This window comes from Nesterenkonia sp. CL21 (genome assembly GCF_031705515.1).
GTDB classification, from domain to species: Bacteria; Actinomycetota; Actinomycetes; order Actinomycetales; family Micrococcaceae; genus Nesterenkonia; species Nesterenkonia aethiopica.
Window position 1 is genome coordinate 277,128 of the sequence record NZ_JAUTWR010000003.1, and the last position, 14,602, is coordinate 291,729.

Consider the following 14,602-nt stretch of genomic DNA (forward strand, 5'->3'; position numbering starts at 1 on the left):
CTGAAATGCCCTATACCGTCAACGCCGTGGTCGTCACCGCTCAGGACGCGCCGGCCACGGTCGAGCAGATCGTCGTCCCCGATCCGGGCCCCGGGGAGGCCGTGGTCGATGTGCTCACCTGCGGCGTCTGCCAGACCGACCAGCACTACCAGAAGGGCATGATCGGTCAGAACTACCCCTACCTGCTGGGGCACGAGGCCACCGGCCGCGTCGCCGCCGTCGGCGAGGGGGTGACGTCGGTCAGCCCCGGGGACACAGTGATCCTGAACTGGCGCGCCGTCTGCGGCGAGTGCCGTGCCTGCCGCCGCGGCAAGCTCCAGTACTGCTTCAACACCCACAACGCCACGCAGAAGATGACGCTGGCCGACGGCACTCCCCTGGAGCCGGCCCTGGGCATCGGAGCGTTCGCGGAGAAGACGCTGGTCGCTGCCGGGCAGTGCACCGTCGTCGAGGACACCGAGGACGAGCACAACGCCGCCATAGGGCTGCTCGGCTGCGGGGTGATGGCCGGCATCGGGGCGGCCATCAACACCGGTGAGGTGGCCCGCGGGGAGTCGGTCGCCGTCATCGGCTGCGGAGGCGTGGGAACCGCAGCCATCGCCGGGGCGCGACTGGCCGGAGCCACCACCATCATCGCCGTGGACCTCGACCCGCGGAAGCTGGAGCAGGCCCGGCAGCTCGGCGCCACCCACACCGTGGAGGCAGGTGGCACCGATCCGGTGGAAGCCATCCGTGAGCTCACCGGAGGCCATGGCGCCGACGTCGTCATCGACGCCGTCGCCCGGCCCGAGACCTATACGCAGGCCTTCTACTCACGTGACCTGGCCGGCCGGGTGGTCCTGGTCGGCGTCCCTGATCCCTCGTGGAGCGTGGAGCTGCCGATGATCGACCTCTTCGGCCGGGGCGGCTCCCTGAAGTCCTCCTGGTATGGAGACTGTCTGCCCAGTCGGGACTTCCCCTACCTGGTGGATCTGTACCGCCAGGGGCGCCTGGACCTCGATGCGTTCGTCACCGAGCGGGTCCGCCTTGACCAGGTCCAGGAGGCCTTCGAGACCATGAACCAGGGCGACGTGCTGCGCAGCGTCGTCGAGATCGGCTGAGAGGAGCCCACCCGATGGCCACCACGGCACGCATCGAACACCTGATCACCGCAGGCACCTTCTCCCTGGACGGAGGGACATGGGAGGTGGAGAACAACGTCTACCTCGTCGGTGACGACGACGAGGTGCTGATCATCGATCCTGCCCATGACGCCGAGGCTGTGGCGGAGCAGGTCGGAGACCGCCAGGTCCTGGGCATCCTGCTCACCCACGGCCATGACGACCACATCCGTGAGGTCTTCGACGTCCAGCGCAAGGTCGGCGGACGTATCCACCTGAATCCGGCCGACCACGTCCTGTGGGAGCAGGTCCATGCCCATGCCCGTCCTGATGTGGAGATCTCCGACGGCGATGTCTTCACCGTCTCCGACACTCGCCTGACAGCAGTCCACACGCCCGGCCACTCGCCCGGCTCCACCTGCTTCTATGCGGAGGACCTCCCCCACACCGACGGGTCCCGCGGGTCGGTGCTCTTCGCCGGCGACACGCTCTTCCAGGGCGGTCCCGGGGCCACCGGTCGGTCCCACAGCAGCTTCGAGACGATCATCGAGTCGATCAGCGACCGGATCTTCGCGGAGCTGCCGGAGCAGACGCAGGTGCTCCCCGGACACGGCGAGTCCACCCGCATCGACAAGGAGAAGCCCTTCCTCCAGGAGTGGGTCGACCGCGGATACTGACAGCCACCCTCACACAGAGACGTCCCCTGCGGGCCAGCGCGTGAACGGCTGGCCCGCAGGGGACGTCTCTGTGCGGGGCGGCACTAGCTGCTGGGGACGACCGAGTCCTCCACCTCCTGCAGGTCCATCGTGGGCGCCGGCCGGCGTAGGCCCCGTGTGATCACCAGCAACCAGACCAGGCCGACGCCGACCCATCCGAGACCGACCATGAAGGCGTCCGGGGACAGCGAGGTCCACAGCCACAGGCACAGCGTCACACCGATCGCAGGCAGGACCACGAACCGGATGAGGTCACCGCCGTGGCGGCGCCCCCTGTCGACCGCGTGGTACTTGATCACGGAGAGGTTGACGAAGGTGAAGGCGATGAGCGCTCCGAAGCTGATCATGGCGGCGGCCAGCTCCAACGGCAGCACGAGAGCCAGCAGTGAGACGGCCCCGACGGCCAGCGCCGCCAGGTACGGCGTGCGGAACTTCGGGTGCAGCACGGCAAAGATTCGGCCGGGCATCGCGCCATCGCGGCCCATCGTGTAGAGGATGCGGGTCACGGAGACATGGGAGGCCGTCGCGGAGGCCGCCCCGCCGGAGATGAACGCGGCGGTGAAGAACGCCACCAGGAACGCCCCGCCGGCGCGCGCCATCACATCGGTGGCCGCGGTGTCCACGGAGCTGTAGGCCGTCCAGTCGGGGAAGACCAGGTGCCCCAGCCAGGAGAGGAAGATGAAGATCAGACCGGCGCTGAACGTGCAGATCAGGATGGCGCGCGGGATGGTGCGGGTGGGGTCTTTGGTCTCCTCGGACAGCGTGGAGACCGCATCGAACCCGAGGAACGAGAGGCACAGCACCGCGGCGCCGGCGATGAGCGCGGCGAACTGGAACTCCTCGTTGGCGAAGGGCGCCAGCGGGTCGATGGGCGCGTCCTGGGCGGTGAGGGTCACGACGCTCATGATCACGAAGACCACGATGAACACCACCTGGATCCCCACGAGCATGCTGTTGAAGCCGGCGGCCACCTTGATGCCGAGCACGTTCATCGCCGTGACGATCACGATGGTGGCCACGATGATCAGCCAGGCCGGCAGTGCGGGGATCGCCGCGTTGAGGTAGAGCCCGATGATCATGAAGTTGATCATCGGCAGGAAGAGGTAGTCGAGCAGCAGCGACCAGCCCACGAGGAATCCGAGGTTGGGCCCGAAGGAGCGCTGGGTGTAGGTGTAGGCCGATCCCGCCACCGGCAGCGCCTTCACCATCCGGGCGTAGCTGAGTGCGGTGACCAGCATGGCGGTCAAGGTGATGATGTAGGCCAGTGCGAGGTGCCCGGAGGTGATGGTGCTGACGATGCCGTAGGTGGTGAAGACCGTCAGCGGCACCATGTAGGCCAGACCGAACAGGACGGCGTAAGGCAGTCCGAGACTGCGTCTCAGCGCGGGACTCTCGCTGACCGTCGAAGATGCTGTGCTCATGATGTGACCTCCTGGGTCTGGTGGATGATCTCCCCTGCCACAGTGGTCAGGAGCACCGGGGTGGCGATGAGTTCGTCGGGGTCGGTCTCGACCGGGTCGGCGGCCCAGAGCGCGAGGTCCGCCTGAGACCCGGGGGTGATCGTGCCGAGGTCGTCGCGTCCGAGGGCTTCGGCGGCCCACCGGGTGTACCCCAGCAGCGCCTCGACACCGGTGAGCCGCTGAGCAGGCTCGAAGACCGGACTCTCGGGGTGGCCGGGACGGCGACGGAGGCGCGCCCAGGCAAGTCCGATGCGGGCGTCGCTCTCGGCCACCGGCCAGTCGGAGCCCAGCGCGATCCGCCCGCCGGCGGTGAGGACGTCTTTGACCCGCCAGGCACGGGATGCTCGTTCCTCCCCCAGCCGGGCCGCCCACGGGTCTGTGCCCTGCGCCTCCCGCCACTGCATGTGCAGCGGCTGCATGGAGGCGACGACGTCGGCCTCCACAAGGGAATCGACGTCATGGTCCGTCATCGTCTCCAGGTGCTCGATCCGATGCGGTGCCCCGGAGCCGGCTGACGGGTCGAGTCGGGAGTAGACCTCGGTGACGTGGGCGACGCCGGCATCGCCGCAGGAGTGCGTGGCCAGCTGGAATCCGGCCCGGTGGTAGGCCTCGGCGACCTCGGCGTAGCGGTCGACGCTGGGCCAGAACGGCTCGGCGGACTCCCCGTGGGTGTCGGGCTGGTGGAGCCAGGCGGTGCCGCCGTCGATGACCCCGTCGATGAACATCTTGATCATGCTCACGCGGAAGCGGCGGCCGGAGCTGCTCAGCAGCGCGATCCGCTGCGCGACGGCGGAGTCATCGTCACCGGGGTGATGCCACAGAGCGACCTGCAGGCGGACGGGCAGGCCACCGGGAAGCTCCTCCAACGCCTGCAACGTGGTCAGGGTCTTCCGATCGCCGTCCATGATGGTGGCGCCGGTGACCCCGCTGGCCGCCATCTCCAGCAGCTTGGTCTGGACCGTGCCGGCCAGCTCCTCAGCTGGCCCCTGGGGCACCGCGTCGAAGACGAGAGAGTACGCCGGAATCTCCCGGAGTTCACCGGTGGGCGTACCGTCCTCGTCCACCACGACCTCGCTGGCGTCGGCGAACGTCTCGGTTCCGTCGACGCCGGAACGTTCCATCGCCACGCTGTTGGCCAGTCCGGTGTGCATGTCGAAGAAGCGCACGGCCAACGGGCGCCCGCCGGTGACGCCGTCGAAGTGATCCCCGCGGATGCCTGCTGTCTCGAAGGCCTTGTAGTCGAGATTCCAGCCGAGGATCCACTCTCCGGCCCCGAGCCGGGAAGCCTCCTCGGCGATGGCCGCCCGAACGGACTCCAGATCCACCATGCCCCCGAAGTCGATGCCGACCGTCGCGGAGCACCCCAGGACGGGATGGCAGTGGGAGTCGATGAGGCCGGGAGTCAGCGTCGCCCCGGCCGCATCGACGATCCGGGTCTCGTCACGGGCGTGCGAGAGGATCTCCGCATCGCCTCCCACGGCGTGGATCATGCCGCCGGCCACGGCCACGGCGGTGTCGGCGACGATCGCCGCATCGCTAGCCGCCGTCATCGTGCGGATGCGGGCGTTGTGGATGATCAGCTCGACCATACGGGGCGCTGCCTTCCTGAGAACGGGGGCACTCCCCGATAAATGAACTACATTCGTTATCTGTTGTAGCTCATGTCACACTCCGCCGTCAAGGGGCACCGCATGAGTGCTGGTGAGCGCCATCCCTGACCGGCAGGCTCTCCAGGAAACACATGGGCCTCAACTATGGACTAGTCATTATTTTTATGACTACTCTCCGTGCATGGGATCACAGTCGAAGTATGCGAAGATCCGCGGCGACCTTGAGAAGGCCATCCGGTCTGGAGAGTTCCGACCCGGGGACACCATCCCTACAGAGCGGGAACTCTGCGCCACGTACGAGGTGAGCCGTGCGACAGTCCAGCGGGCGATCACCAGCATGGCCGAAGCGGGCCTCGTGACCAGGAATCGGCGTGCCGGCACCACGGTCACTCGAAGCGCCACAGATCTGCTGCGCTGGACGAACCTGCTGGCATCGGGCCCCGAAGAGGAGGGCGCTCACACAGTGCTGCTCGCGGAGACCATCCCTGCCAGTGATCTCGACATCGATCTTCCCGGCCATGGCGCCGACGACGCGATCCACCACCTCCGCCGGGTCAAGACCGACCCAGCAGGCGACCCCGTGGCGATCGAGGAACACATGATCCCCTTCTCGGTGGCTCCGCGCGTCATGCGTGAAGACTTGACGACGTTTACCTCTATGGCCCACTTCCGCGCTTCAGGCGTGCCAGTCGTGAGATCTCGGCTGTACCTGCAGCCCTCCGTAGCCACCCACGAGGCTGCACAGCTACTGAACCTGCCCGAGGGGACGCCTGTCTTCACGGGGCGACGTGAGACCTATCTGCAAGGCGGCGCTATCGCCGAGATCTACCTCTCAGTCCTGGCACCGCACGCATTCCAGCTGTTCGTCGAGCAGACGCTCGAGGAGCCCGAAGGTGAGCCGCCGGACCCTGGCGACTCCACCCATCCCTGAGGAGGAACTATGGAGAGGACATCTCCACGCATTGCCGTTGTCGGAGTCGGCGCCGTGGGCTCGATGGCCCTATGGTCATTGAGCCGACGGACGGATGCCGACATCCATGGCTTCGACGCCTACGCCCCTGGACACGATCGCGGTGGATACGGAGGACAGTCACGGATCTTCCGTGTGGCGTACAGAGAAGGTCGGCAGTACGTTCCACTGCTGCAACGGGCAGCGGCACTCTGGGATGAACTCGAGGAGGAGAGCGGCGCGGATCTTCTCACCACGGCCGGAGGGCTGACCATCGGTCCTGAGGATCACCCGGATGTACAGACCGTCCGGTCCTGCATCGAACATTTCGGCCTCCCGCACGAAACACTCACTGCCACCGAAGCACGCCTCAGGTTTCCGCACCTGCCCCTCGAGGATTCCGAGATTGCGATCCTGGACCACAGTGCAGGAGTGCTTCGTCCGGAGCACGCGGTCCAGGCCGCCGCCCAGCAAGCTGAGACCCGAGGCGCCACCCTCCACCGCTACTCCCCCGTCCTCTCTCTGGCCTCATCGGCCACGGGCGCAGTGGTCCACACTCGCGACGGCGACGACGAGTTCGATCACGTCATCCTGTGCCCCGGACCCTGGGCCCCAATGATGCCAGCCCTGGCCAGGCTGCCTCTGGAAGTACACCAGATCACGACGCTGTGGTTCCGGGCCGAAGATCCCCCGCAGTTCGACCCGCTCCACTCGCCAATCCTCATCCGCTCCGGACCGACCGCCTTTTCCTGCTTCCCCGCTGTTGACGGAGAAACGGTGAAGGTGAGCCTGCACAGCCTCCCCCGGCCACGGCTGAGCAGCGCCGACGAGGTCAGCAGGAATCCAAGTCCGGAACTGCTCACGGCCATGTGCGACGCCGTCCGCCGTTTCCTCCCAGGCCTCAATCCGGATCCGGTGCGTGTGGGCTCCTACGCCGATGCCTTCACCCCCGACCAGCACGGCATCATCGGGACGGTTCCAGGGCTACCCCACGTCACCGTCCTCACGGGCTTCTCCGGGCATGGGTTCAAGCTGGCGCCCACCTTCGGTGAGGTCGCAGCTGATCTGGCGCTGCGAGGGCATACCGACCATCACATTGACCACCTGGCCCCTGCCCGATTCGCGCCAGAAGGAGCGCTGTCATGACCACCGGAGAACTGTCCCTCGTCATTGTGTGCTGTCTCGTGGTCCTGAGCATCGGAGCATCAGTCTCGTTCCTGGCCGGGCGGCATGTCACGAGCGGAGAAGGCTGGCACGTCGCTGGCCGCTCATTGCCGCTGTGGGTCGTGGTCTTGACCCAGTTCGCCACCGCCACCGGCGGCGGAGTGCTGGTCGCCCACGTAGGGAATGCCTACAACGTGGGTTGGGCGTACTGGTTCTATCCAGGATGCGTCCTGGTCGGATTCCTGCTGCTCTCCTTGATCGGGGGCTGGCTCCGGCGCGAGGAGTTCACTACCGTCCCGGAGATCTTGCGGCGGATCTATGTCGAACATCCCCTGGTCACAGTACTTGCGGCCTTGGGCGCCATAGTGGTCCCTTTCGGCTGGCTGGCCACCCAGTACGTCGCTTTCGCGTCCCTGTTCTCCGAGCTCACCGGCGCTTCTCCCGTCGTCCTGACCGGCGTCATGGGACTCATCACGCTCATCTTCGTCTTGCCCGGAGGCCTGCGCTCGGTGGCATGGAGCGACGCCATCATGGGCGCCATGATGCTGGTGCTGTCCGTGGTCGTCGTCAGCTACACCCTCTCCCTGGCAGGTGGCTGGAGTGGCATCAGATCGGCCGTCCCCCAGGAGATCGTCAGCCTCCCCGAAGGCCTCGCCGCGGCCGGCGCCATGACAGTCCTGCTGTGGATGTTCGCCATCATTCCCGGGACACTGACGAACCAGATGTACTACCAGCGCGTCTTCGCGACACGCGACATCGCCAAGGCACGGCTGGGCCTGGTTCTCGGGGGCGTGGTGGTCTTCCTCGGCTCGGCCTACCCGTTTCTCCTGGGACTCACCACTCGTGCGCTCAATGACAGTTTCGTCGGCGACGATTCCGAGCAGGCCGCTGGATGGATACTGACCCAGCTGCCTATCGGCCTGCTGGCCGTCTTCGCCGCCTTTCTCCTGATCACCATCGCGACCACGACGTCAAGCGCCTTACAATCCGTGGTGACCAATGTCGTGCAAGACGTCACCATCCGTGTGCTGGGACGCTCCCCTGAACGGGACACCCGGAGCCTGTCGAGAATCATCTCCGTGGCGGTCATGATCCTCGCGGCGCTCTTGGCCATTGCGTACCCGGCTGCCCTGGCCTGGCTGGTCGCCACCTACGCCTATTCCGCTTCCCTACTGGCAGCCCCGATCTTCCTGGGTTACATCTTGTACCGCAGACGTGGCAGGCTCCGGGCTGTCACTGCCAGCATTTCTATGCTCGGCGGCCTGCTCGGGTGCGCCACGGCGCACATCCTCGATACCACCGTTCCGTACGCGATCTTCGGCATCGGAACGAGCGCTGCGTGCCTGCTCCTGACGCACGCCATGACGGCGCAGCGCGCTTCACGCGCAATCTCCCCGGACACCCCCAGCCGCATCAACCAGGAGGCCCCGTGACTCTGAACACTCATTCGTCCCAGCACGTCGTTGTGATCGGGGGCGGGATCCTCGGCATCTCGGTCGCGACAGAACTCGCGATTCGCGGCACACCTGTGACGTTACTGGAGGCCGCACGCATCGGGGCCGGAACCACCTCGACGTCGTATGCGTGGGTCAATGCCAACGGGAAAGAACCAGAGAGCTATTTCCGCCTCAACCAAGCAGGGCTCGATGCGCACCGGAGTCTCGCGACACCCCAGACGCCGTGGATCGCTGCCACAGGGCACCTTGAGATCGCCGAGGATGAGGCTCATGAACGGGACCTCAGAGCCCGGGCAGAACGCATGACTTCCCGCGGCTACGCCGTGGAAGAACTCACGTCCGCCCAGGCGCAGCGCCTCGAACCGGGGATCATCGTGCCGCCGAGCGCGAAAACGATAGTCTTCTTCCCCGACGAGGCACACGTCTACCCTCACCTCTACGTTGCTGAACGTCTCGTGCAGTTCCAGGCGCACGGCGGGATTCTGCGTGAAGGGGCACGGGTCACAGGAATTGATCGTTCCGGCTCCCCTCTGAACGTGCTCCTCGCTGACGGATCGCATATCGAAGCAGATCGAGTCGTACTGGCCACCGGACGATGGACCGGGCCGCTGGCTGCCTCGCTGGGGCTCGACGTCCCGATGGCCGCGCACACCGCCCCCGGAGACGTGACCGTGGGCCACCTGGTACGCACAGCCCCCACTCCCGCCCGCCTGCATCGGCTCGTGACCACGCCGTGGCTCAACGTGCGCCCAGAGGGCGGAGGCCGGCTTCTGATCCAGGCGCTGGACCTCGATGTCTCAGCCTCCCCTGAGGCCGCGGAATCCGACCGGGCCAGCCTTGTCCCGGAGTACCTGTCGCGCCTTCGTACGATCCTGCACGGGACGGAGTCACTCGAGACTGCCGAGATCCTCGTGGGTCAGCGCGCGATGCCCATCGACGGGCGGACCATTGCTGGACCTGCGCCGGAGGCACCGGACATCTACGTAGTGGCCACCCATAGCGGCGTGACGCTGGCGCCTTTCCTCGGGCGAGCCGTTGCCCGCGAGGTCCAGGGTGACATCGAACCTCTTCTGGAAGATTTTCGGCTCACCCGCTTCGCAGAAGGGGTCCCAGTCGACTTACCGCGAGGGCCGCGGAAGCCCGGTGAGCAATGAGGTGAGATCGTTCGCAGCGTGTACGACGAAGCCCCGGACCACTGTGACCAGTGATCCGGGGCTTCGGCGATGGGTGCCCCCTGCAGGATTCGAACCTGCGGCCTTCTGCTCCGGAGGCAGACGCTCTATCCCCTGAGCTAAGGAGGCGCGGGCCAGGTCAGCCGGGCTGACGTTCTGACCCAGTTAGATTACCAGCCCTCAGCCGGTGACCGAAATCTGGTAGCTCCACAGCTCCGAGGACATGCCGACCGGGGGTCGCTTCTGCTCCCCCTGGTCACCGGAGTCCCGATCTCCTGAGCCGCCCTGACCGTGCGAACGCTGGAAATGCTCGGAGTTCCGCCAGTTGTCGAAGTCCTCCTCCGATGCCCAGCGGGTGACGACGAGCCAGACCGTGCGGCCATCGGTGGGCTGCAAGAGCTCGAACCCTTCGAAGCCCGAAGTGCCCTCCATGGAGCCATGCCGTGCGGCGAAGCGGGCTCCCAGCTCATCGCCGGAGTCCTCAGGAACGGTGATCGCATTGATCTTGATGACGCTCATGGATTCATTGTGACACCCCCGGGCTGAGGCCGCGCGGAGATGTCAGCCAGAACTCGCCTGCCCCGGCAGTCAGAACAGCGCCGGCTGCCGGGGGCCGAGATCCGCGGCCGGCAGCTCCGGCGACACGCGCTCCCGCCACATGGGGTCCCGGCGACGGTCGACACCGTGCCTGCGCCGCGCCTCCTTCGCCCGCGCCGCAAGCCACGTTCTGTACTCGGAGGAGGCATAGGAGCCTCCCCGGTAGATCCGTCGATACCGCCGCACCAGGCGGGGATGCTCCCGAGCGAGCCAGTCCAGGAACCACTCCCGCGCCCCCGGCCTGAGATGCAGCGCTCCGGTGGTCACATCAGCCGCTCCCGCCTCGGCCAGCTCGGCATGCAGCGCATCCAGATGCTCCTCGGAGTCGGTGAGCCACGGCAGGATCGGCATCGCCAGCACCGTGCATTCCAGTCCGGCATCGACCACGGAGCGGATCAGGCTCAGCCGGGCGCGCGGGTCCGGGGTGCCCGGTTCGACGCGCTGCTGCAGGTCCCGATCCACCATCGCCAGCGAAACCGCCACGGAGACCGGCACCTGCTGCGCAGCCTCGCGCAGCAGCGGCAGGTCCCGCTTCAGCAGCGGGCCCTTGGTCAGAATGGAGAACGGAGTCCCAGACTCGGCCAGCGCCGCGATGATGTCAGGCATGAGCCGATACCGGCCCTCCGCGCGCATATAGGGATCCGAATTGGTTCCCAGCGCGACGTGCTCCCTACCCCAGCTGGGCTTGGACAGCTCAGCTCGCAGGACATCCGCGATGTTCGTCTTCACCACGATCTGGGTGTCGAAGTCCCGGCCGGAGTCGAAGTCCAAGTACTCATGGGTCTTCCGCGCGAAGCAGTAGACGCATCGATGGAGACACCCCCGGGTGGGGTTGATGGTCCAGGTGAAGGGCATGTTCGAACCTGCCGGCACGCGGTTGAGCGCCGACCGACAGGCGATCTCATGAAACGTGACACCGTCGAAGTCTGGGGTGCGCACCGTGCGCACCAGGCCTTTGAGCGGCAGCAGCGCCCCGCCGTCGTCGCCGTCGATCCTCTGACCCTGCCATCGCATACCTGCCATTCGAACACAGTTTCGAATGAAAGTCGAGAGACTCCGACCTCGGCGAGGCACCTCTGGGCCTGCCGTTCAGAGGAGCACGACCACGCCGATCAGCGAGACACCCAGGGCAAGGACCGTGCCGAACACGCCCAGCGCCAGGGCCGGCCCACCTCGACGCAGGAGGTCGGGCAGGTCCACCCCGGAACCGATCCCCACCATCGCCATCGTCATCAGCATCGTGGTGACAGCACGGACCGGATCCATGACCCCCTCTGGAATCCCCACCACAGAGGCCAGCACGGCCGCACCCAGGAAGCCCAGAACGAACCCGGGGATCAGCGGCGTTCGCCGCCGTCCCGCCTCTCGCTGTGCCGCGCTCCCGCCCGGATCGCGCCGACGCGCCACCACTCCGAGCCCCACCATGATCGGCGCCAGCAGCACCACTCGAGCCAGCTTGACCACGACGGCGACCGCGAGCGCCGTGGCGCCGACCATCCCTCCCGCAGCCACCACCTGACCCACTTCGTGGACACCGGCTCCGATCCAGATGCCGGCGGACCGCTCGTCCAGCCCGAGCATGGTGACGAGCAGCGGAAGCACGAGCATGGCGATGGTCCCACAGAGAGTCACCACGGCCACCGCGATCGCCGCAGCCGCATCCACCGGCCGACCGCGGCTGTCCCGTCCGTCTCCACGGTCCAGAGCAGCTGCGGCCGCGGCGACCGCAGAGGCGCCGCAGATCGCAGTGCCGGTGGCGAGCATGGTCGACTCCCCTCGAGGGGTGCCCAGCGCCCGACCTCCCAGCACTGTGCCGACGAAGGTCACCACCACCGTGCCGGCGACGATGACCAGTACCTCCCAGCCCAGAGCCAGCATGTCGCCCAGCACCAGCTGGAGCCCGAGCAGCACGATGGCCAGCCGCAGCACGGTCCTGGAGGCGACGCGCAGTCCCGCCTCGAAGGTCGGCGGGATCCAGCGCAGTCCACGCAGACCGATGCCGAGGAGGATGGCCAGCAGCAGTCCGGAGACGCCGGGGATCTGCTCGGCGAGCAGGTGGGCGGCCACGGCGGCCATCAGCGCCACAGCGAGCCCCGGGACGAGGCGCCGCACAGGGCGCCCGACCCGTCCGAGGCCTCGGCGGTCGGCGGGCAGCCCCTGGCGGAGGCGGCGTCGAGCAGGAGAGGTCACCGCGACAGTCTAAGCCGGAGGCGAGAGCCCGCAGGACCAGGGCCGCTCCGCCGTCGCCACCTCCTCTGCCACCCTTCAGGTTGACATGACTTTATGATGGATAGCATAGTGTCACAGATACCAGAAGGAGTGAGCTCATCGTGACGAGTCCCGCAGGGAGCCAGTCGACGGCCCGGGCACCGGCACCCCACCAGCACCTGGAGCTGGCCGTGTCCACCGTCGTGTTCTCCCTGCGCCCGGGCCCCGCACAGGACCGCCCGACGCTGTGGCTGCCGCTGGTCCGCCGCATCCGCGACCCCTTCTGCGGCCGCTGGGCCCTGCCCGGCGGACCCCTGGAGGACCATCACGACCTGGCCGCCTCGGCCCGGGAGACGCTGAAGGCCACCACGGGCCTGGAGCCCCGGCACCTCGAACAGCTCTACGCCTTCGGCGACGTCGACCGGTCCGGCCAGACGGACCAGCGCGTGGTCTCGATCGTCTACTGGGCCCTGGTCCGTCCCGAGGAGGACGCCGAGGCCGACCACGGGGACAACGTCGCGTGGTTCCCGGCCGATGAGACCCTGCGCCGCCATGAGGACGGCACCGCCCCGTTGGCCTTCGACCACGGCGTCATCCTGCGCTATGCCCTGCAGCGACTGCGCGCCAAGATCACCTACTCCCCCATCGCGCACGCGTTCTTGCCCGAGGAGTTCCCGCTGACCCGGCTCCGCGAGGTCTATGAGGCGATCCTCGGCAGAGACCTGGATCCGTCGAACTTCCGCCGCCAGGTGCTGGCCCAGGGCTCGGTGGAGAGCACCGGGCGTCGGATGACCGGCACGAACCACCGGCCGCCGCTGCTCTACCGCTCGGCCCCCAACCGCTCCCGCTACACGCTCACCATCGAGGAGAACCCATGAGCCTGTCCGTCCACGACCGCATCGAGCTCAAGCCCAAGGAGTCGTGCAACGACTCGCTGCCACGCGGCCCCTGGGAGTTCGACGTCGCCCCCGGATACGGGCCCGGCGCCTCCGAGTCCGACCCGATTCCTGACCGCACGGTCCGCCCCGGTCAGCTGCCGCAGCTGTACCGAGAGCTCGAGGACGAGCAGCTCCATGCTCGGATCCGTGCGGCGAAGGAGGCCCTCGGCGAGAAGCTCGTGATCCTCGGACACTTCTACCAGCGTGACGAGGTCGTCCAGTACGCCGACTTCGTCGGAGACTCCTTCCAGCTGGCCAACGCGGCACTGACCAAGCCGGAGGCGGAGACGATCATGTTCTGCGGCGTGCACTTCATGGCCGAGACTGCCGACATCCTCTCCTCGGCCGATCAGCAGGTGATCCTGCCCAACCTCGCGGCCGGCTGCTCCATGGCTGACATGGCCGATGAGGAGTCCGTGGAGGAGGCCTGGGAGGACATCGCCGAGGTCTACGGCTTCGACCCGGAGGATCCCCAGCCGGATGCTGAGGGCAAGCTCCCGGTGATCCCGGTGACCTACATGAACTCCTCGGCGGCGCTGAAGGCCTTCTGCGGCCGCCACGGCGGCATCGTGTGCACCTCGTCGAACGCCGCCACCGTACTGGAGTGGGCGTTCGAGCGTGCTCACCGAGTGCTGTTCTTCCCTGACCAGCACCTGGGCCGCAATACCGCCAAGGCCATGGGAGTGCCGCTGGAGCAGATGCCGATGTGGAACCCGCGGCAGGAGCTCGGAGGCAACACCGAGGAGGGGCTGCGAGAGGCGAAGGTGCTCCTGTGGCACGGCTTCTGCTCAGTGCATCGCCGCTTCACTGTGGACCAGATCTCCCAGGCCCGCGCCGAGCACCCCGGCTGCCAGGTCATCGTCCACCCGGAATGCCCCATGCCGGTGGTCGACGCCGCCGACGCCGCCGGTTCCACCGACGCGATCAGGAAGTTCATCGCCGCCTCGTCCCCCGGTGACACGATCGCGGTGGGCACCGAGATCAACATGGTCAACCGGCTGGCCGCCGAATACCCGGACCGCACGATCTTCTGCCTGGATCCGGTGATCTGCCCCTGCTCGACCATGTACCGGATCCACCCGGGGTACCTCGCGTGGGTGCTGGACGAGCTCGTCGCCGGCCGGGTGGAGAACCAGATCATCGTCGACGACGAGGTCGCAGCAGAGGCGAAGGTCGCCCTGGACCGCATGCTCGCGGCGAAGCCGAGGTGATCCCGTGACGACCCCCCTGC

13 protein-coding genes and 1 tRNA gene are annotated in these 14,602 nt (G+C 67.3%); 8 read left to right on the top strand and 6 right to left on the bottom strand.

Translation table 11 applies throughout. From position 1 onward, the window contains the following. Nucleotides 1-5 precede the first annotated feature (5 nt). Together Q7C18_RS07875 and Q7C18_RS07880 are read left to right on the top strand one after the other, a co-directional pair. A complete protein-coding gene (locus Q7C18_RS07875) occupies nucleotides 6-1,100 on the top strand; it encodes an S-(hydroxymethyl)mycothiol dehydrogenase (RefSeq protein WP_070160580.1) in 1,095 nt (364 codons plus the stop codon). 14 nt (nucleotides 1,101-1,114) lie between these two features. Beyond that, nucleotides 1,115-1,777, top strand: a complete 663-nt coding sequence (locus Q7C18_RS07880; RefSeq protein WP_070160578.1) for an MBL fold metallo-hydrolase — start codon at nucleotides 1,115-1,117, stop codon at nucleotides 1,775-1,777. Between the two features lie 83 nt (nucleotides 1,778-1,860). On the opposite strand, the gene Q7C18_RS07885 is transcribed toward Q7C18_RS07880, so the two are convergent. Then, nucleotides 1,861-3,237, bottom strand: coding sequence for an APC family permease (locus Q7C18_RS07885; RefSeq protein WP_070160576.1), 1,377 nt, complete (start codon nucleotides 3,235-3,237; stop codon nucleotides 1,861-1,863). Further along, nucleotides 3,234-4,865, bottom strand: coding sequence for an amidohydrolase (locus Q7C18_RS07890; RefSeq protein ID WP_311024881.1), 1,632 nt, complete (start codon nucleotides 4,863-4,865; stop codon nucleotides 3,234-3,236). The genes Q7C18_RS07885 and Q7C18_RS07890 overlap by 4 nt, the downstream gene beginning before the upstream one ends. A gap of 112 nt (nucleotides 4,866-4,977) precedes the next feature. Here Q7C18_RS07890 and Q7C18_RS07895 point away from each other — a divergent pair, with 112 nt between their 5' ends. From Q7C18_RS07895 to Q7C18_RS07910, 4 genes are all read left to right on the top strand, one after another. Continuing rightward, entirely contained in the window at nucleotides 4,978-5,817 is an 840-nt protein-coding gene (locus Q7C18_RS07895; RefSeq protein WP_311024882.1) for a GntR family transcriptional regulator, read from the top strand. Between the two features lie 63 nt (nucleotides 5,818-5,880). After that, entirely contained in the window at nucleotides 5,881-6,981 is a 1,101-nt protein-coding gene (solA, locus tag Q7C18_RS07900) for an N-methyl-L-tryptophan oxidase (protein WP_311024938.1), read from the top strand. Beyond that, on the top strand, nucleotides 6,978-8,432 hold the full coding sequence (locus Q7C18_RS07905) for a sodium:solute symporter family protein (protein WP_311024883.1): 1,455 nt from the start codon (nucleotides 6,978-6,980) through the stop codon (nucleotides 8,430-8,432). The genes solA and Q7C18_RS07905 overlap by 4 nt, the downstream gene beginning before the upstream one ends. Next, a complete protein-coding gene (locus Q7C18_RS07910) occupies nucleotides 8,429-9,610 on the top strand; it encodes an FAD-dependent oxidoreductase (protein ID WP_311024884.1) in 1,182 nt (393 codons plus the stop codon). The genes Q7C18_RS07905 and Q7C18_RS07910 overlap by 4 nt, the downstream gene beginning before the upstream one ends. A 74-nt stretch (nucleotides 9,611-9,684) precedes the next feature. Here the strand turns inward: Q7C18_RS07910 and Q7C18_RS07915 are convergent. From Q7C18_RS07915 to Q7C18_RS07930, 4 genes are all read right to left on the bottom strand, one after another. Then, nucleotides 9,685-9,757: transfer RNA gene (locus Q7C18_RS07915), tRNA-Arg, on the bottom strand. A 51-nt stretch (nucleotides 9,758-9,808) separates the two neighbouring features. Beyond that, nucleotides 9,809-10,147, bottom strand: coding sequence for an antibiotic biosynthesis monooxygenase family protein (locus Q7C18_RS07920; protein WP_311024886.1), 339 nt, complete (start codon nucleotides 10,145-10,147; stop codon nucleotides 9,809-9,811). Nucleotides 10,148-10,216: 69 nt separating this feature from the next. Continuing rightward, nucleotides 10,217-11,239: an Rv2578c family radical SAM protein gene (locus Q7C18_RS07925; RefSeq protein WP_311024887.1), complete on the bottom strand. Its 1,023-nt coding sequence runs from the start codon at nucleotides 11,237-11,239 to the stop codon at nucleotides 10,217-10,219. Between the two features lie 75 nt (nucleotides 11,240-11,314). Then, entirely contained in the window at nucleotides 11,315-12,415 is a 1,101-nt protein-coding gene (locus tag Q7C18_RS07930; RefSeq protein ID WP_311024888.1) for a putative sulfate exporter family transporter, read from the bottom strand. A gap of 140 nt (nucleotides 12,416-12,555) precedes the next feature. On the opposite strand from Q7C18_RS07930, the gene Q7C18_RS07935 reads away from it, so the two are divergent. Further along, complete coding sequence (locus Q7C18_RS07935; RefSeq protein ID WP_311024889.1) at nucleotides 12,556-13,311, top strand: NrtR DNA-binding winged helix domain-containing protein; 756 nt, start codon at nucleotides 12,556-12,558, stop codon at nucleotides 13,309-13,311. Beyond that, nucleotides 13,308-14,582, top strand: a complete 1,275-nt coding sequence (nadA, locus tag Q7C18_RS07940) for a quinolinate synthase NadA (RefSeq protein ID WP_311024890.1) — start codon at nucleotides 13,308-13,310, stop codon at nucleotides 14,580-14,582. The genes Q7C18_RS07935 and nadA overlap by 4 nt, the downstream gene beginning before the upstream one ends. Nucleotides 14,583-14,602 lie beyond the last annotated feature (20 nt).